Source organism: Parasphingopyxis marina, from assembly GCF_014237875.1.
Lineage (GTDB): Bacteria > Pseudomonadota > Alphaproteobacteria > Sphingomonadales > Sphingomonadaceae > Parasphingopyxis > Parasphingopyxis marina.
Map to the genome: position 1 here is coordinate 784,177 of NZ_JACJVJ010000001.1, position 20,329 is coordinate 804,505.

General features: G+C 60.2%; 17 protein-coding genes. 7 read left to right on the plus strand and 10 right to left on the minus strand.

Translation table 11 applies throughout. The features are described from left to right. Positions 1-139: 139 nt before the first annotated feature. Positions 140-1,405 carry a cytochrome P450 gene (locus tag H6P80_RS03880; protein ID WP_185800011.1) on the plus strand — a complete coding sequence of 422 codons (1,266 nt, stop codon included), beginning with the start codon at positions 140-142 and terminating at the stop codon, positions 1,403-1,405. Positions 1,406-1,408: 3 nt separating this feature from the next. On the opposite strand, the gene H6P80_RS03885 is transcribed toward H6P80_RS03880, so the two are convergent. Continuing rightward, positions 1,409-2,647: an adenylate/guanylate cyclase domain-containing protein gene (locus H6P80_RS03885; protein ID WP_185800012.1), complete on the minus strand. Its 1,239-nt coding sequence runs from the start codon at positions 2,645-2,647 to the stop codon at positions 1,409-1,411. Positions 2,648-2,828: 181 nt separating this feature from the next. Between H6P80_RS03885 and H6P80_RS03890 the strand changes: the two genes are divergently transcribed. Next, complete coding sequence (locus tag H6P80_RS03890) at positions 2,829-3,908, plus strand: PAS domain-containing protein (protein ID WP_221892873.1); 1,080 nt, start codon at positions 2,829-2,831, stop codon at positions 3,906-3,908. Here H6P80_RS03890 and H6P80_RS03895 read toward each other — a convergent pair. The 3 genes from H6P80_RS03895 to H6P80_RS03905 all read right to left on the minus strand — a co-directional run bounded on the left by H6P80_RS03895 (position 3,905) and on the right by H6P80_RS03905 (position 6,697). Next, entirely contained in the window at positions 3,905-4,687 is a 783-nt protein-coding gene (locus H6P80_RS03895; protein WP_185800014.1) for an isocitrate lyase/PEP mutase family protein, read from the minus strand. The genes H6P80_RS03890 and H6P80_RS03895 overlap by 4 nt on opposite strands. A gap of 118 nt (positions 4,688-4,805) precedes the next feature. Then, positions 4,806-5,606, minus strand: a complete 801-nt coding sequence (locus H6P80_RS03900; RefSeq protein ID WP_185800015.1) for a LytR/AlgR family response regulator transcription factor — start codon at positions 5,604-5,606, stop codon at positions 4,806-4,808. After that, positions 5,603-6,697, minus strand: coding sequence for a sensor histidine kinase (locus H6P80_RS03905; protein WP_185800016.1), 1,095 nt, complete (start codon positions 6,695-6,697; stop codon positions 5,603-5,605). The genes H6P80_RS03900 and H6P80_RS03905 overlap by 4 nt, the downstream gene beginning before the upstream one ends. Before the next feature lie 179 nt (positions 6,698-6,876). Here H6P80_RS03905 and H6P80_RS03910 point away from each other — a divergent pair, with 179 nt between their 5' ends. Next, positions 6,877-7,911, plus strand: a complete 1,035-nt coding sequence (locus H6P80_RS03910; RefSeq protein ID WP_328804927.1) for a substrate-binding domain-containing protein — start codon at positions 6,877-6,879, stop codon at positions 7,909-7,911. Between the two features lie 146 nt (positions 7,912-8,057). Then, complete coding sequence (gene phoU / locus H6P80_RS03915) at positions 8,058-8,756, plus strand: phosphate signaling complex protein PhoU (protein ID WP_185800017.1); 699 nt, start codon at positions 8,058-8,060, stop codon at positions 8,754-8,756. Between the two features lie 28 nt (positions 8,757-8,784). Here the strand turns inward: phoU and H6P80_RS03920 are convergent, their stop codons facing one another. Continuing rightward, positions 8,785-10,170 (minus strand): OprO/OprP family phosphate-selective porin, encoded by a 1,386-nt coding sequence (locus tag H6P80_RS03920; protein ID WP_185800018.1) that lies wholly within the window; start codon positions 10,168-10,170, stop codon positions 8,785-8,787. A 275-nt stretch (positions 10,171-10,445) separates the two neighbouring features. Between H6P80_RS03920 and H6P80_RS03925 the strand changes: the two genes are divergently transcribed. From H6P80_RS03925 to H6P80_RS03935, 3 genes are all read left to right on the plus strand, one after another. Beyond that, positions 10,446-12,056 carry an inorganic phosphate transporter gene (locus tag H6P80_RS03925; RefSeq protein WP_185800019.1) on the plus strand — a complete coding sequence of 537 codons (1,611 nt, stop codon included), beginning with the start codon at positions 10,446-10,448 and terminating at the stop codon, positions 12,054-12,056. A gap of 70 nt (positions 12,057-12,126) precedes the next feature. Further along, the gene (locus H6P80_RS03930; RefSeq protein ID WP_185800020.1) at positions 12,127-12,738 is read left to right on the plus strand and encodes a glutathione S-transferase family protein; all 612 of its coding nucleotides are present in this window, start codon (positions 12,127-12,129) and stop codon (positions 12,736-12,738) included. A 125-nt stretch (positions 12,739-12,863) separates the two neighbouring features. Then, positions 12,864-13,058 (plus strand): Flp family type IVb pilin, encoded by a 195-nt coding sequence (locus tag H6P80_RS03935; protein ID WP_185800021.1) that lies wholly within the window; start codon positions 12,864-12,866, stop codon positions 13,056-13,058. 678 nt (positions 13,059-13,736) lie between these two features. On the opposite strand, the gene drt3b is transcribed toward H6P80_RS03935, so the two are convergent. From drt3b to H6P80_RS03960, 5 genes are all read right to left on the minus strand, one after another. After that, the gene (gene drt3b / locus H6P80_RS03940; protein WP_185800022.1) at positions 13,737-15,803 is read right to left on the minus strand and encodes an antiviral reverse transcriptase Drt3b; all 2,067 of its coding nucleotides are present in this window, start codon (positions 15,801-15,803) and stop codon (positions 13,737-13,739) included. Then, on the minus strand, positions 15,793-17,136 hold the full coding sequence (drt3a, locus tag H6P80_RS03945; RefSeq protein WP_185800023.1) for an antiviral reverse transcriptase Drt3a: 1,344 nt from the start codon (positions 17,134-17,136) through the stop codon (positions 15,793-15,795). Before drt3a ends, drt3b begins: the two co-directional genes overlap by 11 nt. Positions 17,137-17,212: 76 nt before the next feature. Then, the gene (gene lepA / locus H6P80_RS03950; RefSeq protein WP_185800024.1) at positions 17,213-19,033 is read right to left on the minus strand and encodes a translation elongation factor 4; all 1,821 of its coding nucleotides are present in this window, start codon (positions 19,031-19,033) and stop codon (positions 17,213-17,215) included. Positions 19,034-19,098: 65 nt separating this feature from the next. Then, positions 19,099-19,800, minus strand: coding sequence for a COG3904 family protein (locus H6P80_RS03955; protein ID WP_235973703.1), 702 nt, complete (start codon positions 19,798-19,800; stop codon positions 19,099-19,101). A gap of 4 nt (positions 19,801-19,804) precedes the next feature. Further along, positions 19,805-20,314 (minus strand): hypothetical protein, encoded by a 510-nt coding sequence (locus H6P80_RS03960; RefSeq protein WP_235973704.1) that lies wholly within the window; start codon positions 20,312-20,314, stop codon positions 19,805-19,807. Between the last annotated feature and the right edge of the window lie 15 nt (positions 20,315-20,329).

The window sequence follows — 20,329 nt, forward strand, 5'->3', positions numbered from 1 at the left end:
TTCCACGCTCCTTACCACGGCTGAACAAACGCAGAGGAACGATAGGGGCGGCATTCGAGATTTCACGATGACGGCATCGTTGGAGGAGCTTTCGCTGAGACGATCGGACCGGCCCCGTCGCAACAGAGGACAGACAATCATGGCCACCGCAATACGCGATACCGAGCAACCCCAAGAAACCGTCGTTGTGGAGGCCCCGCACGAATGGGACGTCAGTCGCCCCGAAATCTATACTGAGGACCGCTGGCAGCCGATTTTCAAGGAAATGCGCGAAAAGGCGCCGATCAACAAGGTCACCGGCTCGTCCTTCGGCGATTATTGGAACGTCACCACCTATACGCCGATCCAGCATGTCGAGGCGCTGCCTGACATCTATTCCTCGGCCGACGGCATCACCATTCTCGACGATTCCGATTTTTCGCCCGAAGGCGAGGAAATCATCCTCCCCATGTTCATCGCCATGGACCGGCCCCAGCATACCGACCAGCGCCGCGTCGTCGCGCCCGCCTTCACGCCGGCCGAGATGACCCGGATGGCCGACGATATCCGCCGCCGCACCGGCGAGACGCTGGACTCCCTGCCCCGCGGCGAGGCCTTCGACTGGGTCGATCTCGTTTCTATCGAACTGACCACCGGGATGCTCGCCATCCTCTTCGATTTTCCCTGGGAAGACCGGCGCCTGCTCACCTATTGGTCGGACTGGGCCGGTGATGTCGAGCTCAGCCACAATCCGGAAACGCGCGAGGAACGCCTCAAGATCCTGTTCGAAATGGGCGCCTATTTCCAAAATCTATGGGACGAGCGCGTCAAGAAGGATGAGGCGCCCGACCTCATCTCGCGCATGATCCATAGTGAAGCGATGCGCGACATGGATCAATTCACCTATATGGGGAACCTCATCCTGCTGATCGTCGGCGGCAACGATACGACGCGCAATTCGATGTCCGGGTTCGCCTACGGCCTCGACAAGTTCGCCGACGAGCGCGCCAAGCTGGAAGGCAATCCCGATCTCATTCCCAATGCCGTGCAGGAACTGATCCGCTGGCAGACGCCGCTCGCCCATATGCGGCGCACGGCGACCCAGGATCACGAGCTGTTCGGCCACCAGATCAGCGAAGGCGACAAGCTGCTGCTCTGGTATATTTCGGGCAATCGCGACGAAACCAAGTTCGAGCGGCCCGACGACATCATCCTCGATCGCGACAAGGCGGGGCGGCACCTGGCTTTCGGTTACGGCATCCACCGCTGTGTCGGCGCCCGGCTGGCCGAACTGCAGCTGCGCATCCTTCTGGAGGAAATGGCGGAGCGGCGGTTGCGGGTGAATGTGGTCGAAGAGCCCGAACGCGTCGCCGCCTGCTTCGTGCACGGCTATCGCAAGATGATGGTCGAACTCGGCGAATATTAGGGCTTAGAGCCGCACCCGGTAGATCTCGGTCTCGCCGACGCCCTTGAGGGTCAGCGTTTCGCCGGCGTCGAATTCGAAATGTGCCCGGGCCTGGTAATAGGTCGCGGCGGACACCGCGATGCCGTTATGCTCGGCCACGCCCTCCACCCGGCTGGCGATGTTCATCGTGTCTCCCCAATAATCATAGGCGAGACGGCGGGATCCCACGACGCCGCCGACTACCGGCCCCGAATGAATGCCGATGCGCAGCTTGATGTCGACGCCTTCTTCGGTGGCCAGCGCCTGCGTCTCGGCGATCAGTTCGCGGCCGAAGGCGATCGCCGCCTGCGCACCGCCGCCGGGTGAAGCCGTGCCCCCGGCGACCGCGAGATAGGCGTCGCCGATGGTCTTCACCTTTTCGACGCCGTGGCTTTCGGCGCACCGGTCCGCGAGCAGGAAGAAGCGGTTGAGCGTTTTCACGAGATGGCCCGGCGACAGCTGTTTCGCGAGGCCCGAAAAGCCGACGATATCGACAAAGATCACCGAAACGTCCGAAAAGGCGTCGGCGACCGCTTCGCCCGCGCGCAGCCGCGATGCGACCTCTTGCGGCAGGACATTGTAGAGCAGTTCCTCGGTTTTAGCCTTTTCGGCTTCGAGCGCCTCGTTGGCCGCGAACGTGTTGCGCGCGCGCCGGTCGATGTCCCAGTTCACATAGGTGGCGAAGACGAAGAAGGTCGAGAAGTTGGTGAGCGTATAGACTTTGGAGATGAAGCTGCGATCCGCCATCAGCAGGAACAGCACATATAGGCCGAACAGGGTCAGGGCCCAGAGCAGGTAAAGGCGGACATTGGCGATGAAACCGATCCCGGCGAAAACGACGAGGATACCGATATTGATGATCGCCATGCCGAAGCGGGAAATACCGGTGATTTCCGATTGCGCGGCCAGTGCTTCGATCAGCAGCGCCATGGCAACCGTCAGCGCCGTGAACAGTGCCAGGTCCACCCACAGCGTTTCGAGGTAAAAGCGCGTGCGTGTCAGCAGGAAGAAGCCCGCGAGCACGGCCATGAACAGCCCCGCCGCAATATTATACGCGATCACGCCTTCGCGCGGGAAATACATCGGGTTCATCGTGATATAGGTAAGGAAGGTTGCCAGCCCGATCAGGATCAGTGCTCGGCTCGCGGGAATCCGCGCAGCGCGCTCGCTCGTCACATAGCGCTTCTCGGTATCGGCATTGTCGAAACGATTAAGCAACGCCATGCCGCCGCCCCCCTCGTGCATCGCGGACCGCCATCTTGATGACATGATCCGGCGAAAAGACCAAGACGAGAGCATCGGCATAGGGCTTGGAAGCCCGCTCCCGGTTCAATTCGACTTGTAAATCGCCGGCAATAGTTTAAACGGCAGCTTCTATAATGACTGCGGAAAAAATATGTTTGTTATGAAGAACTTAGAAGAGTTTTTTCCACAGACGGCGATGTTCAACCTGCCGGTCGCGCTGGTCCTTACGGACCCGCATATCGACGATAATCCCATTATCTATGTGAACGGCGCTTTCGAACGGACGACAGGCTATACGCGCGAGGCCGCGATCGGGCGTAACTGTCGGTTCCTGCAAGGCCAGGATACGGACCCAGAGGCGCGGCGCGCGATCCGCCGGGCAATCGCGGACGAGCAAACAGCAACGATCGACATCTACAATTATCGCGCTGACGGTGAGGGGTTCTGGAACCGGCTGATCGTCGGCCCGATTTACGACGATGACGGCAAGCTGCGCTATTTCGCGGGCATCCAGAACGACCTGTCGATCATCCGCGACGACATCAAGCTTTCACGACATGCCGACCGCGTGCTCCGCGAGGTCCAGCACCGCGTGAAGAACCACCTGTCGATGATCGTATCGCTGATCCGGATGCAGGCAAAGGCGCCCGATCCTTCGGCGAGCTACGATGCGCTCGCCAATCGGGTGGAATCCATCCAGATTCTCTACCAGGAGATGACGGCGGCCGGGGTCGGCTCGATCGAGAGCGACACGATCCGTGTGGGAGCCTATGTCAGCCGTATCGCCTCGGCCATCGGCCATCTCGACGGGCGGGCCGCGGTGCGGCTCAACGTCGATTGCGACGATGTCGAAATGGACGCCGACGAGGCCGGGAAGCTGGGCCTGCTCGCTTCGGAATTCCTGACAAACGCCTTCAAGCACGCCTTCAAGGGCCGCGAGGAAGGGCTAATCGAACTGAGCCTCAAGCAAATCGACAGGGGCGGCATCCGTCTGCGCGTCAGCGATGACGGGCGGGGTATCCACCCGGACAATAAATGGTGCACCCTCGCGACCCGGAATGGGAGCGGAGAAAGCCCGGCCGACGCAGATGCAAAGGTTTCCGAAGGCGCGCGCAGCGGCCTGGGCGTGTCGATCGCGCAATCGCTGATCCGCAGCCTGCGCGCAGAGGTTTCGGTGGAGAGCGGGCAGGGCGGTACGGTCATCGCGATCGACGTGCCGCCTGCCGAACCGCTCGCTTAGCCTTCGAACGCCGCCCGCGCCGCTGCGGTGAGGCTCGCCATCGCCTCTCGCCAGGGCCCGGGACCATAGCTGATCCGGGCAATGCCGAGCTCGGCGAGCCGCGCGGTCGGCGGCATCGCGTCGAACATCATCGCGTTGACGGGAAGCGCGGTTGCCTCGCACACAGCGGCGATTTCGGTCTCGTCGGCAAGGCCCGGGATGAAGAAGCCGCTGGCGCCCGCTTCGGCATAGGCCTTGGCGCGCTCCAGCGCGATGCCCAGCCGGTCGCCCTCGGCCAGGGTCTTGCGGCCCGCGCCCAGCCACACGTCCGTGCGCGCGTTGATGAAGAAATCGACGCCTGCCTTGTCGGCGACCGCGCGGATTGCGGCGATCCGTTCGGTCTGAAGGGCCACCGGGTGAAGGCCGGCGCCGCCGATCACCTGATCCTCGAAATTGATGCCGATGACGCCGATCTCGATCATCGCCTGGGCATGGACGGCGACGAGCTTCGGATCGACCGCATAGCCGCCCTCGAAATCGACGGTCAGCGGTAAATCGACACTGTCGACGATCCGCATCGCATTGTTGAGCGCCTGTTCCATCGGCAGGGATTCGGCGTCGGTATAGCCGCGCGCTCCGGCAACCGAAGCGCTGCCGGTGGCGATGGCCTTCGCGCCGGCATCGGCGACGGCCTTCGCGCTGCCTGCGTCCCAGACGTTGAACAGGATTACCGGATCGCCGGACACATGCAGGGCATGGAAGGCTCTGGCGCGGGCTTGCTGGTCGGATGATTGGGGCATGGCGATGAATCTCCTTGGCCACCTGCTTAGGCCTGAAGCTGCACCGCGTCCTCCCGTTTCTTGCGTTCAACGCGTCGGACGAAGCGGGAGGCCGACGCTAGAGGCAAATCACTCCGTGCTAATGGACGAACCGCGCCACGACATCGCGATAGCTGCGGCTCACCTTCACCTGCGCGCCGCTTTCCAGCACCAGGAAGCATTCGCCGTTGGTGTGCGGCTTCACCTGGCGCACCTGATCGAGATTGACGATCGTCGAACGGTGAACGCGCTGGAAGGTGCGCGGATCGAGCCGCTTTTCGAGATCCTTCATCGTCTCGCGCAGGATCAGCGTATTGTCGCCGGTATAAATGCACATATAGTCGCCGGCCGCATCGATGCGTTCGATGCTGCTGATATCGACGCGGAAGATCTGGCCGCGATCCTTGACGTTGAGCAGCTTCTCGTAGCGGCTGGCTGCCGGCGCCTCGCCCTCGGCGGCCATTTCCTCGGCGGCTTCGGGGGCGACTTCGGCGAGCACTTCCTTTAGCCGCGCGATTTCCTCTCCGCTATTCTTCTCGGCCAGCCGTTCGCGCACCCGGGCCAGCGTGTCGGAGAGCCGGTCTTCCTCGACCGGCTTCATCAGATAGTCGACCGCCTGCGCCTCGAAGGCGCGGATCGCATGGTCGGAATAGGCGGTGACGAAGACGAAGAGCGGGGGCTCCACGTCCATCAGCCCCTGAACGACCGAAAAGCCGTCGAAGCCGGGCATCTGGATGTCGAGGAAAACAAGATCGGGCTTGTGGGTCTTTACCGAACGGATCGCCTCGCGGCCGTTGGTACAGGTATCGATGATCTCGACATCGTCATGGGGTTCCAGCCGCAGCTGGAGGCCCTGGATGGCGAGGGGCTCGTCGTCGACGATGATAGCGCGAATGGTCATGCGGCTTCCTTTGCCTGTTCTGTTTGCAGCGGAATCTCAATCAGAACGCGAAAGCCCCCTTCGTCGTTCTCCTGGATTTCAAATCTTTGGTCCTCCCCGAATGCCTGGGCCAACCGGTCCTTGATATTGGTCAGCCCGACGCCGGTTGAATCCTGACGCCTGCTGGGCGCTCCATGCAAGCCCGGCCCGGTGTCGGACACGGCGATCTGCACCCGATTTCCGACCTGTTGCGCCGAAATACGGATTTCCGCGCCTTCCTCCTGCGGCGTCACCGCGTATTTGATAGCATTTTCCACGAGCGGTTGCAGCAACAGTGATGGCAGGCGCGCGCGCGTGACCCGGGGATCGATGTCGAATTCGGGGCGCAGCCGGTCTTCGAAGCGCATCCGTTCAATCTCCAGATAGAGTTTCAGCGTTTCGATTTCCTGGCTCAGCGGCACCCGCGCCGTTGGCTCGTTGGCGAGGGTGTAGCGCAGGAAGGAGGACAGGCGGGAAAGCATCGCATTGGCCCGTTCTGTCTGTTTCAGCAGCACCAGGGTCGAAATCGAATTCAGCGTGTTGAACAGGAAATGCGGGTTGAGCTGGTAGCGCAGCATCGCGAGCTGCGCGTTCGAGGACTGGGTTTCCAGGCGCAGCAACTGATCGTTCTGCTCCTCGATCAGGATATAGAAGTTGATGCCGTAATAGAGGCCGGACCAGGCGACGAGGAGGGTGAAATCGAGCAGGATTGCGCCGAAAAACTGGAGGCCGGAAGGCATCTCTCCGCCCCGGTAGAATGCAGTGAACGCCCAAACCTCGATAAAGGAGAAGACCGCCGAGGCGAGCAGCACCACAAACACCGATCCACCCCAGGTCAGACGCGGCGTGCGCGTGATGAGCTGGCGGAAGATCACCGCCATGATCAGTGTCAGGCAATATCCGGTTGCCGTCGCGATTGCGGCGGGCACGATGAACAACGGACCCATATTGTTGGCAATGCCGCCGAGCGATCGTAGGATGAAATAGCCCGACCAGCCAACTGATTGGAGCACCCAGAAGGCGCGGTTCTTGTCGCCAAAAAAGGGTTTGGACCTGAGATCTTCGAGCGCCATCGCGTGTATCTAGTAGATTTCCCGGGGTGCGGGAAGCGCAGGTTTGCGCCGACCGTCCTATGCGCCGCGCACATCGCGGCATCGTTGTAACCATAGTGTCACATAGATGTCGCATGAGGCGCTTCAAGGGTCGCTATGGACGAAGCATGGCCCATCTGCACACAATCATGGAGGATCATGTGCGCACTCCTATCTTTGGACTGTTGGCGGCCGCGGCCGTTACCCTGGCGGCTTGCGGAGGTGGCGGCGGCGGAGACGGCGTGCGCGCCATCAAGGTGGTCGGCAGTTCGACCGTCTATCCCTTCACCCGCGCGGTGGCTGAGAATTTTGCCCGCAACAACCCCGATTTCGGTTCGCCGGTCGTCGAATCGACGGGCACCGGTGGCGGCATGGAGCTGTTCTGCAGCGGTGTCGGAACCGAGCATCCCGATATCGCCAACGCGTCGCGGCGAATGAAGGTTACCGAGTTCGAAAATTGCCAGGCAAATGGCGTGGACAATATCATCGAACTGCAGGTCGGCATCGACGGACTCGCGGTGGTCGCCGCGCCCGACGGGCCGAGCTTTTCGCTGACCCGCGCCCAGATCTATCAGGCGCTCGCTGCCGAACCTTGGGGCGAGGCACAGACTGCCGAGACCTGGACGGACATCGATCCCTCGCTGCCCAATGTGCCGATCCGCGTCTACGGCCCGCCCTCGACGAGCGGCACCCGCGATGCGTTCATCGAGCTGATCATGGAAACCGGCTGCGCTACCAACCCCGCCGTCGAAGAAATGGACGAGGAGCGTAAGGACGAGGTCTGCACATCGATCCGCGAGGATCAGGCGTTTATCGAAGCGGGCGAGAACGACAATCTCATCATCCAGCGGGTCAATCAGAATCCCGGTTATCTCGGCTTGCTCGGCTATAGCTATCTGGAAGAGAATGAGGGCCAGGTCGTCGGCGTTCCGGTGGACGGCGTCGCGCCGACCTATGAATCCATCGCCAGCTTTGAATATCCGGGTGCACGGCCGCTCTTCATCTATATCAAGGGTAACCATCTGGACGCCATTCGCGGGCTTCGCGAATTCGTGGCGGAGTATGTTTCGGCCTGGGGCCCGGACGGATATCTTGTCGGCGAAGGCATGATCGCCAATCCGGAAGATGTTCGCGAACGCTATGCCGCGATCGCCGAAGCGATGACGCCGCTCACCGCTGCGGATTTTGAAAACTAGGTTTCCATACAATGCTTTAAGAGGAGGCCGGGCAAGCGATTGTCCGGCCTTTTCTCTATGCGAAACATGCGCATTGCGCTGATTCACACATTGTTGTAACATAAGTGTCATAATTGTTGCGTGATTTGGATATTGGAGCGGACGTCATGAATGGCGATGCAAAACACACGGTCACCGCTTTCGACGATGAGTTGGAGGCATTGCGGGCCAATATATTGGAGCTTGGCTGGCGCACGTCGCTGGCCATGACCGATGCGATTTCCGCGCTTGAGAATCGCGATCAGGCGCTTGCCCGCCAGGTCGTAACGGCCGACCGCGAAACCGACCGGCTGGCCGCCGAGGTCGAAGCCGCGGCCGTCAACATCATTGCGCGCCGCGCGCCGATGGCGGACGATCTGCGCGTGCTGGTGTCAGCGATCAAGATCGCCGCGCTGCTGGAGCGCACGGCCGATTATGCGAAGAATATCGCGCGCCGGGTGCCGAGCATCACCGCCAAATTTCCCAAAAAGCTGCGCATGGTGATCGGCGAGATGAACGATGCGGCGCAGGCGATGCTGAGCGATGTCGTCAAGGCCTATGCCGAAGCCGATGTCGCGCTCGCCAATGAGGTGTGCGTGCGCGACGATGCGGTCGACGATATGCACGAGGCGTTGACCGCGATGCTGATCGAATTCATGATCGAGAGCCCGGATCAGATCAGCCAGGCCGCGCACCTGCTGTTCGTCAGCAAGCATCTGGAGCGGATCGGCGACCAGGCAACCAACATCGCCGAGATGGTTTCCTATATGGCGACCGGCGAGCAGCCGCGCATCCGCGATACCGGGCCAGACAGGCTCGCGGCCTAGCCGCGGCCCCTCCGCCCCGAAATCCCGTCTAGAAGTCCAGTTCGCCGCGCGCGCCGATAACGTCGACGCCGTAATTGGTGTCGAGCCCGGCGGCGATCGCCGCGTCATCATATTCGATATGGCTGTAGTTGATCGACAGCCTGGCATGATCGATCGGCGTCCAGATCAGCGAAAGTCCGTAGAGATTCTGCTCGCCGCCGATGATGCCAGCATCGGTCAGGTCGAGATAGTCGTAGCGCGCGTTGATCTGCACCGCGCCGATCCCGCCTTCGTCCAGCGGGCGCGCCGGGCGGGTGCGGTTGAACCGGCCGCCGCTATAGCCGCGTGTATCGCCGGGCGTAAGGAAGAAGCCGACCTCGGCATAGCTGCCGAAGAAAGTGGGGTTGTCCGCCCCGAGCACATCCGCCGTCAGCCAATGGCCCTCGGCGACCGCGTGGAAGCGCCCGCTGATCACCGCCGTTTCCAACCCGAAACCGGTTTCCTCCTCGACGATCAGGTTCGGCGTCGAGATGAAACGCGTATCGGTCGTGTGGACGGCCGGGCGCTGGCGATAGCGGATATCGTTGCCGGTCGATTGCAGGTCGCGCCAATGGGCGGAGCCGCCGAAGTGCAGCTGGGCGCCGCCGATTTCGGGCGAATAGACGAGCCGCGCATCGACGCTATAGGCGCTGTCCGAACTGTCGGTCAGCGCGTCGATATCGTCGGTAAAGGCGCCGGCGTTGAAGCGGATATCGCCCCGCGCATAGCCGACCGACAGGCCGACGCGGCGTTCGAAACCGAACGCGTCGGTAAAGGCCGCCCGTTCCATGAAGCTCGTGAAGCGGCTCGATGTCAGTTCTTCGAGCGACTGGAAATTATTATGCTGGCCGGCGGTGATCTCGAACCCGCCGCCCGCGTCATAGGTGATGATCGCATCGGTGATCGCGACGTCGTTATCGGCAAAATCGAGTTCAAGCTTGTAGCCGAATCCGCCCGGAATATCGCCCTGCACGCCGATCCGGCCGCGCCGTAGCTCGCTTCCGAAGCCGAGCCGGGCATCGCTATAGCCCGAAGGCCCGTCGACATTGGCGACATCGTACTGGAGACGGCCGAACGGCTGGAAGCTCCAGCCGGACGAAGACTGGGCGCGCGCTGCGGCGCCGAACGAGACTTGCGGCGCGGCGGCTACGGCTTCGGCGGTCTCGGTCGCCGTCGCCTGCGCCGCCTGGGCGGTGGTGGCCGCTTGGGCGGCCTGCTGCGCGACTTCCGCCTGGGTGCCCGTCAATTGCTGGACGAGCGCTTCCAGCGCGGAGACGCGGGCGCGCAGTTCCTGCAGCTCGGCGGTGACTTCCGGGGGCACCTCTTCGGCGAGCGCCGGGGTGGCGACAAGCATTGCCGCGGCACAGGCCGACAGCAGCAAAGCGGATTGTTTCATTTCAGTGAAGCTCCAGCGAAGAAGTTGGGGCGGCCCTATGACATTCCTGTTACAAATCGATGACATGTGCCTGGCCCACCTTTCTCGCCGTGCCACCTCCCCGATCTGTCCGGCGCGGCATTGCATAGGTTGGTCAGCTTACGCCGGAAGGAAGATTTGGGGTCACTAATGCGACAGTCCGCCGTTGCGATCGTCGCCAACCCGACATCGGGCTGACATCCAGCTGTTACAGACTCGGATTACCGCTGGCGGACCAGCACAGCGAAAGGCGACTCATGGCCAACAGCGAATCCGCCCTCCCTCCGTCCGCCGCCCCTTTCAGCCCGTTCAGCATTTCCGGCACCAGCCTGGCCTTCGGCTTTCTGCTCGTCGCGATGACCGGCTATTTCCTGTTCTGGGGGCTGGATTATACCAACCACAATCACGTGTTGCTGTTCGTCCTGGCGACGATTTTCGGCGTGTTCATGGCCTTCAATATCGGCGGCAACGATGTCGCCAATTCCTTCGGCACCAGCGTCGGCGCCGGCACTCTGACGATCAAGCAGGCGCTGTTGATCGCCGCGATCTTCGAGGTCAGTGGCGCGGTGATCGCGGGCGGCGAAGTGACCGACACGATCCGCAGCGGCATCGTCGATCTTTCCGGCGTCGCCGTGGAGCCGATGCAGTTCGTCTATATCATGATGTCGGCCTTGCTTGCCGCGGCGCTCTGGCTGCTGTTCGCCAGCAAGCGCGGCTGGCCGGTCTCCACCACCCATTCGATCATCGGCGGTATCGTTGGCAGCTCGATCGCGCTCGGCATCATGCTGAGCGGCAGCGAGACGGCGATGGCGCTGGTCCAGTGGGACAAGGTCGGCACGATCGCGATATCCTGGATACTCTCGCCGGTGCTCGGCGGCCTCGCCTCCTATGCGCTGTTCCACCAGATCAAGAAGCACATCCTGCAGTATAATGAACGCGTCAAAGACGATCTGAAGGTGATCAAGACCGAGCGCAAACAGCTGAACGAGGAACACAAGACGGCGTTCGAGCGGCTGAGCGAGATCCAGCAGATCGCCTATACCAACACGATGGTGCGCGATGCGCAGGCGCTGCGCGAAGAGGATTTCACGCCCGACGATCTGGAATCGGACTATTACAAGAAGCTCAACGACATCAATCTCAAGAAGGAAAGCGTCGCCGCGCACAAGGCGCTGGAAACCTGGGTCCCGCTGATCGCCGCGCTGGGCGCCGCGATCATCTCCGCGATGCTGCTCTTCAAGGGGCTCAAGCATATGGATCTGGGGCTCACCACGCTCAACAATTACCTGATCATGGGCATGGTCGCCGCCGGCGTGTGGATGGCCACCTATATCTTCGCGCGCACCCTGAAAGGCGCCTCGCTCGATCGCTCCACCTTTCTCATGTTCAGCTGGATGCAGGTGTTTACCGCGTCGGGCTTCGCCTTCAGCCACGGTTCCAACGACATCGCCAACGCCATCGGCCCGTTCGCGGCGATCCTCGATGTGCTGCGGACCGGAGAGATCGGCGCATCGGCCGCGGTGCCGCCGGCCGCGATGATCACCTTCGGCGTCGCGCTGATCGTCGGCCTGTGGTTCATCGGCAAGGAAGTGATCGCGACCGTCGGCCACAACCTCACCACCATGCATCCGGCCTCGGGCTTTTCCGCGGAGCTTGCCGCCGCCGCCGTGGTGATGGGCGCGTCCACCTTCGGCCTGCCGGTATCCAGCACGCACATCCTGATCGGCGCGGTGCTCGGCATCGGCCTCGTCAACAACCAGACCAATTGGGGCCTGATGAAGCCGATCGCGCTCGCCTGGGTGATCACCCTGCCGGCCGCCGCGGCGCTGTCGGGGCTCTGCTTCGTCGTCCTGTTCGCGATCTTCTAGGGCCATTGCGTCGCGCGGCGATTTCGCCATGGTGGCGCGAACCCATGCACCCGGAGAAGGAACCCGCCCCATGAAACTCTACAATTCGATCGGCCCCAACCCGCATGTCGTGCGCATCTTCATGGCCGAGCGCGGCATCGAGATGCCGATGGAGGAGGTGGACCTGCGCGCCGGCGACAACCGCGCCCAGCCCTATCTCTCCACCAACCCGGCCGGCCAGATGCCCGCGCTGGAGCTCGACAATGGCGATATCGTCACCGAGATCACCGCGATCTGCGAATATCTCGACGAAAGCCATCCCGGCGACAGCCTGATCGGATCGAGCCCCGAGGAGCGCGCGCAAACCCGCCGCTGGACCCGCTGGGCCGATCTCAACATCGTCGAGCCGCTCGCCAACGGCTTCCGCTTCGCCGAAGGCCTGCCGCTGTTCGAGAGCCGCACGCGCTGCATCCCCGAAGCCGCCGACGGGCTGAAAGCCTGCGCGCAGGACAAGCTCGCCTTTCTCGACACGCAGCTCGCGACCCGCGACTATATCGCCGGGAACCGCTTCACCCTCGCCGATATCCTGCTCTACGCCTTCCTGGCCTTTGGCGAGACCGTCGGCCAGCCGCTCAACCCGGAACTCAGGAACATCGCCGCCTGGTATGAACGCGTAGGCAAGCGCGAGAGCGTGAAGGCGTAGTTCGTCAGAGTTTCCCGCAAGCAACGTTCTGATAAACAACTGGGTCCGTTCCGGCGCGATCCTTTACCGCCCGTCAATCCCCGCCGCCCTAGCCTTGGCCGCGGAGCAGCAGGGGGAGGCGGATCATGGCGATACGGTTTCGGGCAATTCTTCGTCGCGGCAGGGCCCGCGCCGGCCTCTGGCGAAACGAAAAGGGCGCGACGGCGATCGAATATGGCCTGATCGCCGCGCTGATCAGCCTCGCCGCGATCATCGCCTTCACGACCCTGGGGCTGAACCTCGGCAATATCTTCAACACGATCACCAACGCGATGAAATAGCCGCGCGGTGCCTCGCCCGTCCCGGCTGACACCGGTTGACACGGAACGGGGGTAGTTGTGGGGGTGCGACGCGGCGCAAATCCCGGAAATCCGCGAAACTCGGAAAAACGGGTGTGACCTTTTCGGCGGCGCAAATAGGATTTGGGCGAGGCGCGCGGGGAGGGGTGTTTTCTTGGCGAAGAAGGGCGGCACAGGCTGGCGTAAAGGCGAGGACGCGGCGCATGGCGGGGAGTATGCCACAAGGCGGGGGCTGTAGGACAGGGAATAGGATTGGGGCGATCCGAGAAACGCGCGCTCGCGGAGTTGAAGGGGATGGGGTAACAGGACCGGCGCCATCCCGGCGCCCCGGCGTGGACGCTGTTGGGGATGGTCGATGCGAACCCGAAGGCGGCGCTGGATTTGATCGAGCGGACGGCGAGCTATTAGTGCACTGTCACCGTAATCAGGGCACCTCGCCCGCATGTGAGAGGAAGGCTGGTACATGGTCCACAAAGGCGACCCCGAACATGTGATCTGCGCGAAGCTGAAGCGGCTAATCGCGGAGTACGAGGAGAGAGAGTAGCGGTGAAGCCGGCCCGCCCCTACCGACTTCGGGCCCTCGTGCCGCGCGAACGGCCCTTAGGCGAGCGCTGGTGTGTGGGCTGCCAACAGCCATTAGGTTTGGACGGAGCGCTAAGCTCAGTATACGTCTCGATAGCGCTTGGCGTCCAGTTCCTTTGACAGATTAAAGCCAGACCAAGTAGTGAACCAATTTTTAGAGACTGCGCTCAGCTTGGCCAGCTCACCCGCAGTCAGGCCGAAAGTGGCTGCAAATGTGCTTTTTTCGGCGTCGTCAATATAGGGACAAGCGATGGCATCGAGAAAAATGAGAACTACTTCAGTGTCTTGACGCGCGTATGCCGCCTTATCGGTGAGAACTCTCGCGATTTCCTCAATGAGGAATCTCCGCAATTTATTGTACTTCGTGCGACGCCTAACATAAAGCAGAGTAACCGTTATCGTAAGATGAGTAAGCGGCTGCTCTCTGCACAATAGACCTGTCTTGTCTTTGCTAATATTAAGATGTTGGCACAGAGAATCCTCGTCAAGCCAATATTCTCGACCTAGTTCTCCCAAAGCGGTTAAAAGATAGAGTGTCTCAACTTCTCTATAGTTCGAGACCTGATTTTTACGAAGCTGATGAACGATATTGTCGTGAGCATATTTAAAAACATGATGTCTGAGTTCAAGCGCAATTCGCACTCTACGCAATGCCCTGGACACCACCGAAACTATGCGGGCCAACCGGATAGACAAGTTCACGCGTGGTGCTGCAGCGTAAATGAAAAATGCAAATTCCAGAATGTTCTCAATTGTATCGATCAGGCGTTGCTCAGATCGATGGCCTTCGCTGGAGCGAACGAAGTCGGCAAGCAGGCGGTCTATCGTAGATTCAAGAAGCGCAAAGGTGTAATTACCGACCTCCGGATACGACACCGATGCCGATTTCAGGATCGTCTTGTATCCAATGATCAGTTCGCGGCTCCGCGCATTCGAGACAAACTCGTATACTGGCTCCTCATGTTCCTGTTCGTCTTCGACCAACTTAAAGTCTGAGGAAACACTTTTTGAAATTAGATCACTAATCGCACTCTTCGCGATCGTGATTTCGGTTATGACTGGTTTTTCATAGAGTTTTGTCTTGGATCTGTTAAGGCTAAGTTTAACGCCTGAAAGGTGATGACCGATAACGTCGATTATCACTTCACAATCCACGTCTGAATTGAAGAATATATAATAGTCATCGACATAACGGAAAATTTCGTAGTCATGTCGATGCAAGAGTCCGTGAGCGATTCGGAGCTCTTTCTCGACTTCAACATCAACCGATTGAAGAATAATTTCTGCGAAAATACGGCAGAACTCGGGGCCGATTATAATTCCATTTGTTTCGGCATGATTGAGATTTTGCATTAACTTGTCAAACATTGCCGGAAACGTCGATAGAGACCCCTTGAGATCGTCCTTCACGGGGCGCTTACCAAGCACCGCCCAAGGCAGGGAATGTGTATAAATGCTATCGAAACACTTAGAGACGTCGGCCTGCATCATTGCATCGAAACGCTTCTCGGCTCTATGGTATCTAAAAGACTCAAAGAACTTGAAAACATTATTTACGATGCGATAAGCAAAGAATGAGCCAATTTGATCGTATTCTTTTCCGACTTCTTCAAAATTTTCTTGTTTCGCGAGCAACCGCTCATGCATACGGTCACGATGATTCGAATATCTTGCAATGGAATCGGGATGTCGAATAGAAAACGGACTTCGTCTTGCATAATATATTATGCTATCTGAGTAATCGTTATAGAAGTTTGCAACGAGAATCTGACTAAACGGATGCGGAATTGAAAGTTTGCGCGATTCGGCCTCTCGGTGACAGATTTCAAAGGCAAACGGCTCTTTGACAGTATCAACGTTCGAAAATTCAAGATTTCGATATGTTCGAACCTTGCCGAACTTGGTTTCGTGTGAGGAATTGACGACAGTCGAACGATCAATGCCTGTGAGAATATAGATCGCATCGTCGATTCGGTCGTCGCTGCATTCCCAGCGAATTACATTCCCTATAATCTGCACATCATGGGCGCGGAGCAACTCGAAGATATGCCGGTTACTAAACGAGGCGGGAAGCTCAAAGGGCAGCGTGTCCGAGAGGATCGGTCGCTGCCGCCTGGAATGAAGCCGCTCCCGTTTACGCTTCATAGCGCCACGCTTCCACAATCGTGGCCAATGTCCGCGTATTGTATCTTGCAAATCGACGCTCGATGAATCCGCGGACGAAAGAAAATTCATCAATGCGATCTTGAAGCGCGGCGCTTTGCAAGAGCGAAACCTTATGCGCGAGGTAGGCGTCCAGTCCATTGAGTTGAGCCCAACTCGTTAGATGAGAGTTGTTGAAATAGATGCCCGTGTATGCGTGACGTTTGTTGTTAATAAGTCTCGTGTTGCTGGTCATAAATTTGATTCTCGCCGAAAGGAGCCGGGCAGCTCCCTTCTGATCGTATACGGCCTGGCGATAGTAGGCGGCGAAGGCACGATCAATCCTGCTCCGATATCTTGCGAGCTTTTGAGATCCGATTGTCACCTCACAGCGCCCACCGGACACAGAGAAGTGATACCCAAGGTAGTCAAATTGAAAGGCAAGACCCGGTCCGGTCGACCCTGCGCGTGTCTTTGTAGCATTCAATGTCAGGTGCTTTTCGGTCAGAATGTCCGAAATTTCATCAACGTAAGATGCGGTGTCATCACCAGCAGTGCGTGCAAAAATGATGATCATGTCATCAACGTATCGGGCATAAAATATGACGCGCGGGAGCTGTCGAATCTTCTCGTCGATCGAGCGCATGTATAGCTCGGACAAAAACGCGCTAACCCCTAAACCTCTTGGTATTCCCGTGGCGGAATTGGCTAAACTACCATACGACGATAGGGCCTGCTTTATATATCTCTTCGATCCGTGGCTAAGTAGCTGATCTGAGTCTATCTCTGATATCAATGTTTGTCTGTTTATATTGTCGTAGAAAGCCGTGACATCGGCGCGTATACAAAAGTGTGAAAAAGAATTGTTTAGAGCATCATAAACTTGGCTAATTATTGCTCTTCGATTACCGGCTTGGAGCTTATAAAGTCGGCTAATGTTTCTTTGGATTTGCTTGCCAATAAAATAGGCTCGGGGATCGGATGGCAGTGTAAACAGCGCTGTGCCTTTTGGACCGATACGCGACTCAAGTTGAATTTGATAATCTGAGAGGATGGCTTGCGCCACTTCCTCCATTCTCGCCTCGACCAGATCTTCCCTGTTTTCTCTCGCCAAGCGGAGTCTTTCGCGCAGCGGTTGAACGATCAAATTCAATGCGTCAGGCGATGCTGTTGAGTTTGTTCTCCGTGCTACGCGGATGGCGGCTGACGCAGCGGTGATGCGCGCGCTAGCGTCGACAAGATCCGGGAAAAAGGCGCGATCAACATTGCGGCCTCGCCGATTCTCGACATCGTAAATTCGACGGAAGTTTTGTGCAGAAAATGTCTGGTCAAGCATCGGTAGCCCCGATGTACGACCGTAAGGTACTTAAAGATCTTTGCAAGCTCGGTTGCGCCCAAGTAAATATTGGCGCCTACTCCTCCCCCATCTTCAGCGCCGCAATAAACGCCTCCTGCGGAATACTGACATTGCCGTACTCCCGCATCTTCGCCTTGCCCTTCTTCTGCTTCTCCAGCAGCTTCTTCTTGCGGGAAATATCGCCGCCATAGCATTTCGCGGTCACGTCCTTGCGCATTGCGCCGATGGTTTCGCGGGCGATGATCTTGCCGCCGATCGCGGCCTGGATCGGGATCTTGAACAGGTGGCGCGGGATCAGGTCTTTGAGGCGCTCGCACATATGGCGGCCGCGGGTTTCGGCGGCGTCGCGGTTGACGATCATGCTGAGCGCGTCGACCGGATCGCCGTTGACCATGATCTCCATCTTGACGAGATCGCCCTCGCGGTGGCCGATCGGCTCATAGTCGAAGCTCGCATAGCCGCGCGAGATGCTCTTCAGCCGGTCGTAGAAATCGAACACCACCTCGTTGAGCGGCAGTTCGTAGATGATCTGCGCGCGGCCCGCGACATAGGTGAGCTGCTTCTGGATGCCGCGCCGGTCCTGGCACAGTTTGAGGATGGGCCCCAGATATTCGTCGGGGACGTAGATCGTCGCCTTGATCCAGGGTTCGTCGATGCTGGCGATCTGCGTCACGTCCGGCATGTCGGCCGGGTTGTGGAGTTCGATCGTCTCGCCCTTCGAAAGATGGATCTTGTAGACGACGCTGGGCGCGGTGGTGATCAGGTCGAGATCGTACTCGCGCGTCAGCCGCTCCTGGATGATTTCGAGGTGCAGCAGGCCCAGAAAGCCGGCGCGGAAGCCCTGGCCGAGCGCCGCGCTGGTTTCCATCTCGAAGGTGAAGCTGGCATCGTTGAGGCGGAGTTTCGCGATGCTTTCGCGCAATTTCTCGAAATCCGCGGCGTCGGCGGGGAACAGGCCGCAGAACACGACCGACTGGACTTCCTTGTAGCCGGGCAGCGCCTTGGCGGCGGGGTTCTTCACCGTGGTGATGGTATCGCCGACCGCGGTATCCGCGACTTCCTTGATCTGCGCGGTGATGAAGCCGATTTCGCCGGGGCCGAGCTCTTCCAGCTGCTCGATCTTGGGGCGCATGCAGCCGACCCGGTCCACCAGATGCTGGGTGCCGTTCTGCATGAACTTGATCGCGAGCCCTTTTTTGAGGACGCCGTCGATCACGCGGACGAGGATGACGACGCCGAGATAGGGATCGTACCAGCTGTCGACGAGCATCGCCTTGAGCGGCGCGTCGCGGTCGCCGGTCGGCGGCGGGATGCGGGCGACCAGCGCTTCGAGGATATCCTCGATGCCCTCGCCGGTTTTCGCGCTGGCGAGCACGGCGCCGCCCTCCTGCCAGGGGCCGGTGGCGGGGATGCCGATAATCTCCTCGATCTCCTCCTTCACGCGCTCGGGTTCGGCGGCGGGGAGGTCGATCTTGTTGATGACCGGCACGATCTCGTGATCATGCTCGATCGACTGGTAGACATTGGCGAGCGTCTGCGCCTCCACGCCCTGCGCGGCGTCGACCACCAGCAGCGCGCCTTCGCAGGCGGCGAGGGAACGGGAGACCTCATAGGCGAAATCGACATGGCCGGGCGTGTCCATGAGGCTGAGCTCATAGGTCTCGCCATTCTTGGCCGTATAGTTGAGCCGCACGGTCTGCGCCTTGATGGTGATCCCGCGCTCGCGCTCGATATCCATATTGTCGAGCACCTGCTCGCTCATCTCCCGCTCGGTCAGCCCGCCGGTCGCCTGGATCAGCCGGTCGGCGAGCGTGCTCTTCCCGTGGTCGATATGCGCGATGATCGAAAAGTTGCGGATTTTGGAGAGGTCGGTCATTTCCCGCGCCCTTTAGCACGGAGCGCGCCGGCGGCAACGCTATTCGCGCCGATTAGGCCCGCCGATTATTCGCGGACATTGGCGACATTATACTCATAGGCCTCGTCCTGCGTCAGGCAGCGGCGGGTTTCGCCCTCGCCGGTCGCGCGGGTCGCGTACATCACTTCGGAGAGCAGGCGGCGGGAAACCCCCATGCGGATCAGGAAGTCGTTATCCTCGGTCGCCAGCTGGGCGCTCGATTGCTCGATCTCCCCGATCAGCGCCACCGCCTCGTCGGTCCCGCCCGAAACGCCCTGCCGGATCGCCTGGCGGTTGCCGGTATGGGTGAACATATGGACCATGAAGTTGCCGCCGGCCTCGATCACCCGGAGCTGCCCGCCCATGAACACGAAATTGCAGGCGGAAAAACAGGTCCAGCCCGCCGGGATGCGGGTGACGATCCCCGGATATTGCGTGCGCAGCAGGCGCCCGGCCTCGTTGCCCGACAGCGCATTGCCGCCCGGCGAACGGAACCAGATTTCGGCTGCATCGGGATTCTGTTCGAGCGCGCGCTGCAACCGGTCGGGCAGCCCTTCGTCGATCACGCCTTCGGCCAGCAGCACCTTGACGCCGCCGGAATCGAGCGGGGTCAGCGTCATCCGCTGGTTGCCCGCCCAATTGGGGTTGGCCGGGCAGGTCGGGTTGTTGCGATCGGACTGCAGCGCCGGGGCCGCGCTCGCGGAGAGCACGGCTGCGGCAACGGCAATCAGGAATTTCATGCGGGTCATTGCGCTATGCTTGCCGCGTATACCTCGACTCGCCAGGGCCGCGGCACATGGTTTCCGGCACCGTCGTTTCCTCGCCATCGACGATCACGACATTGGTGACCTGGAGGCAATTGCCGCCATCGGCCCGCTGTTCGCGCCCGGTGACGGTCGAAGAACCGCGCACGCCGGGGCGGGTTTCGCTTTCCCAATTGGCCGATGTGCCGACCTCGCCGCTGCGGGTCGCTTCGATCGTCGCGTCCGCGGCCTTTTCCTGCTCTTCCTCGTCGAGCCGGCAGGCGATCTCGGTGGAAAGGACGTCGGCAAATTCCGTCATCGGCATGAAGGTCGGGATGCCCAGGCTGCGCGCCGCGCCGCCCAGGACGCCGCTCAGCACCGATCGTCCCGCCGACTGGCCGACCGTGTTGCAATGATTTTCGCTGTCGCTGGCCCGCGAAGACCGGCCGCCCAAAAGGCCGCCGAACTGCATCGCGGCGACGGGTTGTGCGGCAACGGCTGCGAGAAGGCAGGTCGCCATGAGCTTCCTCATACG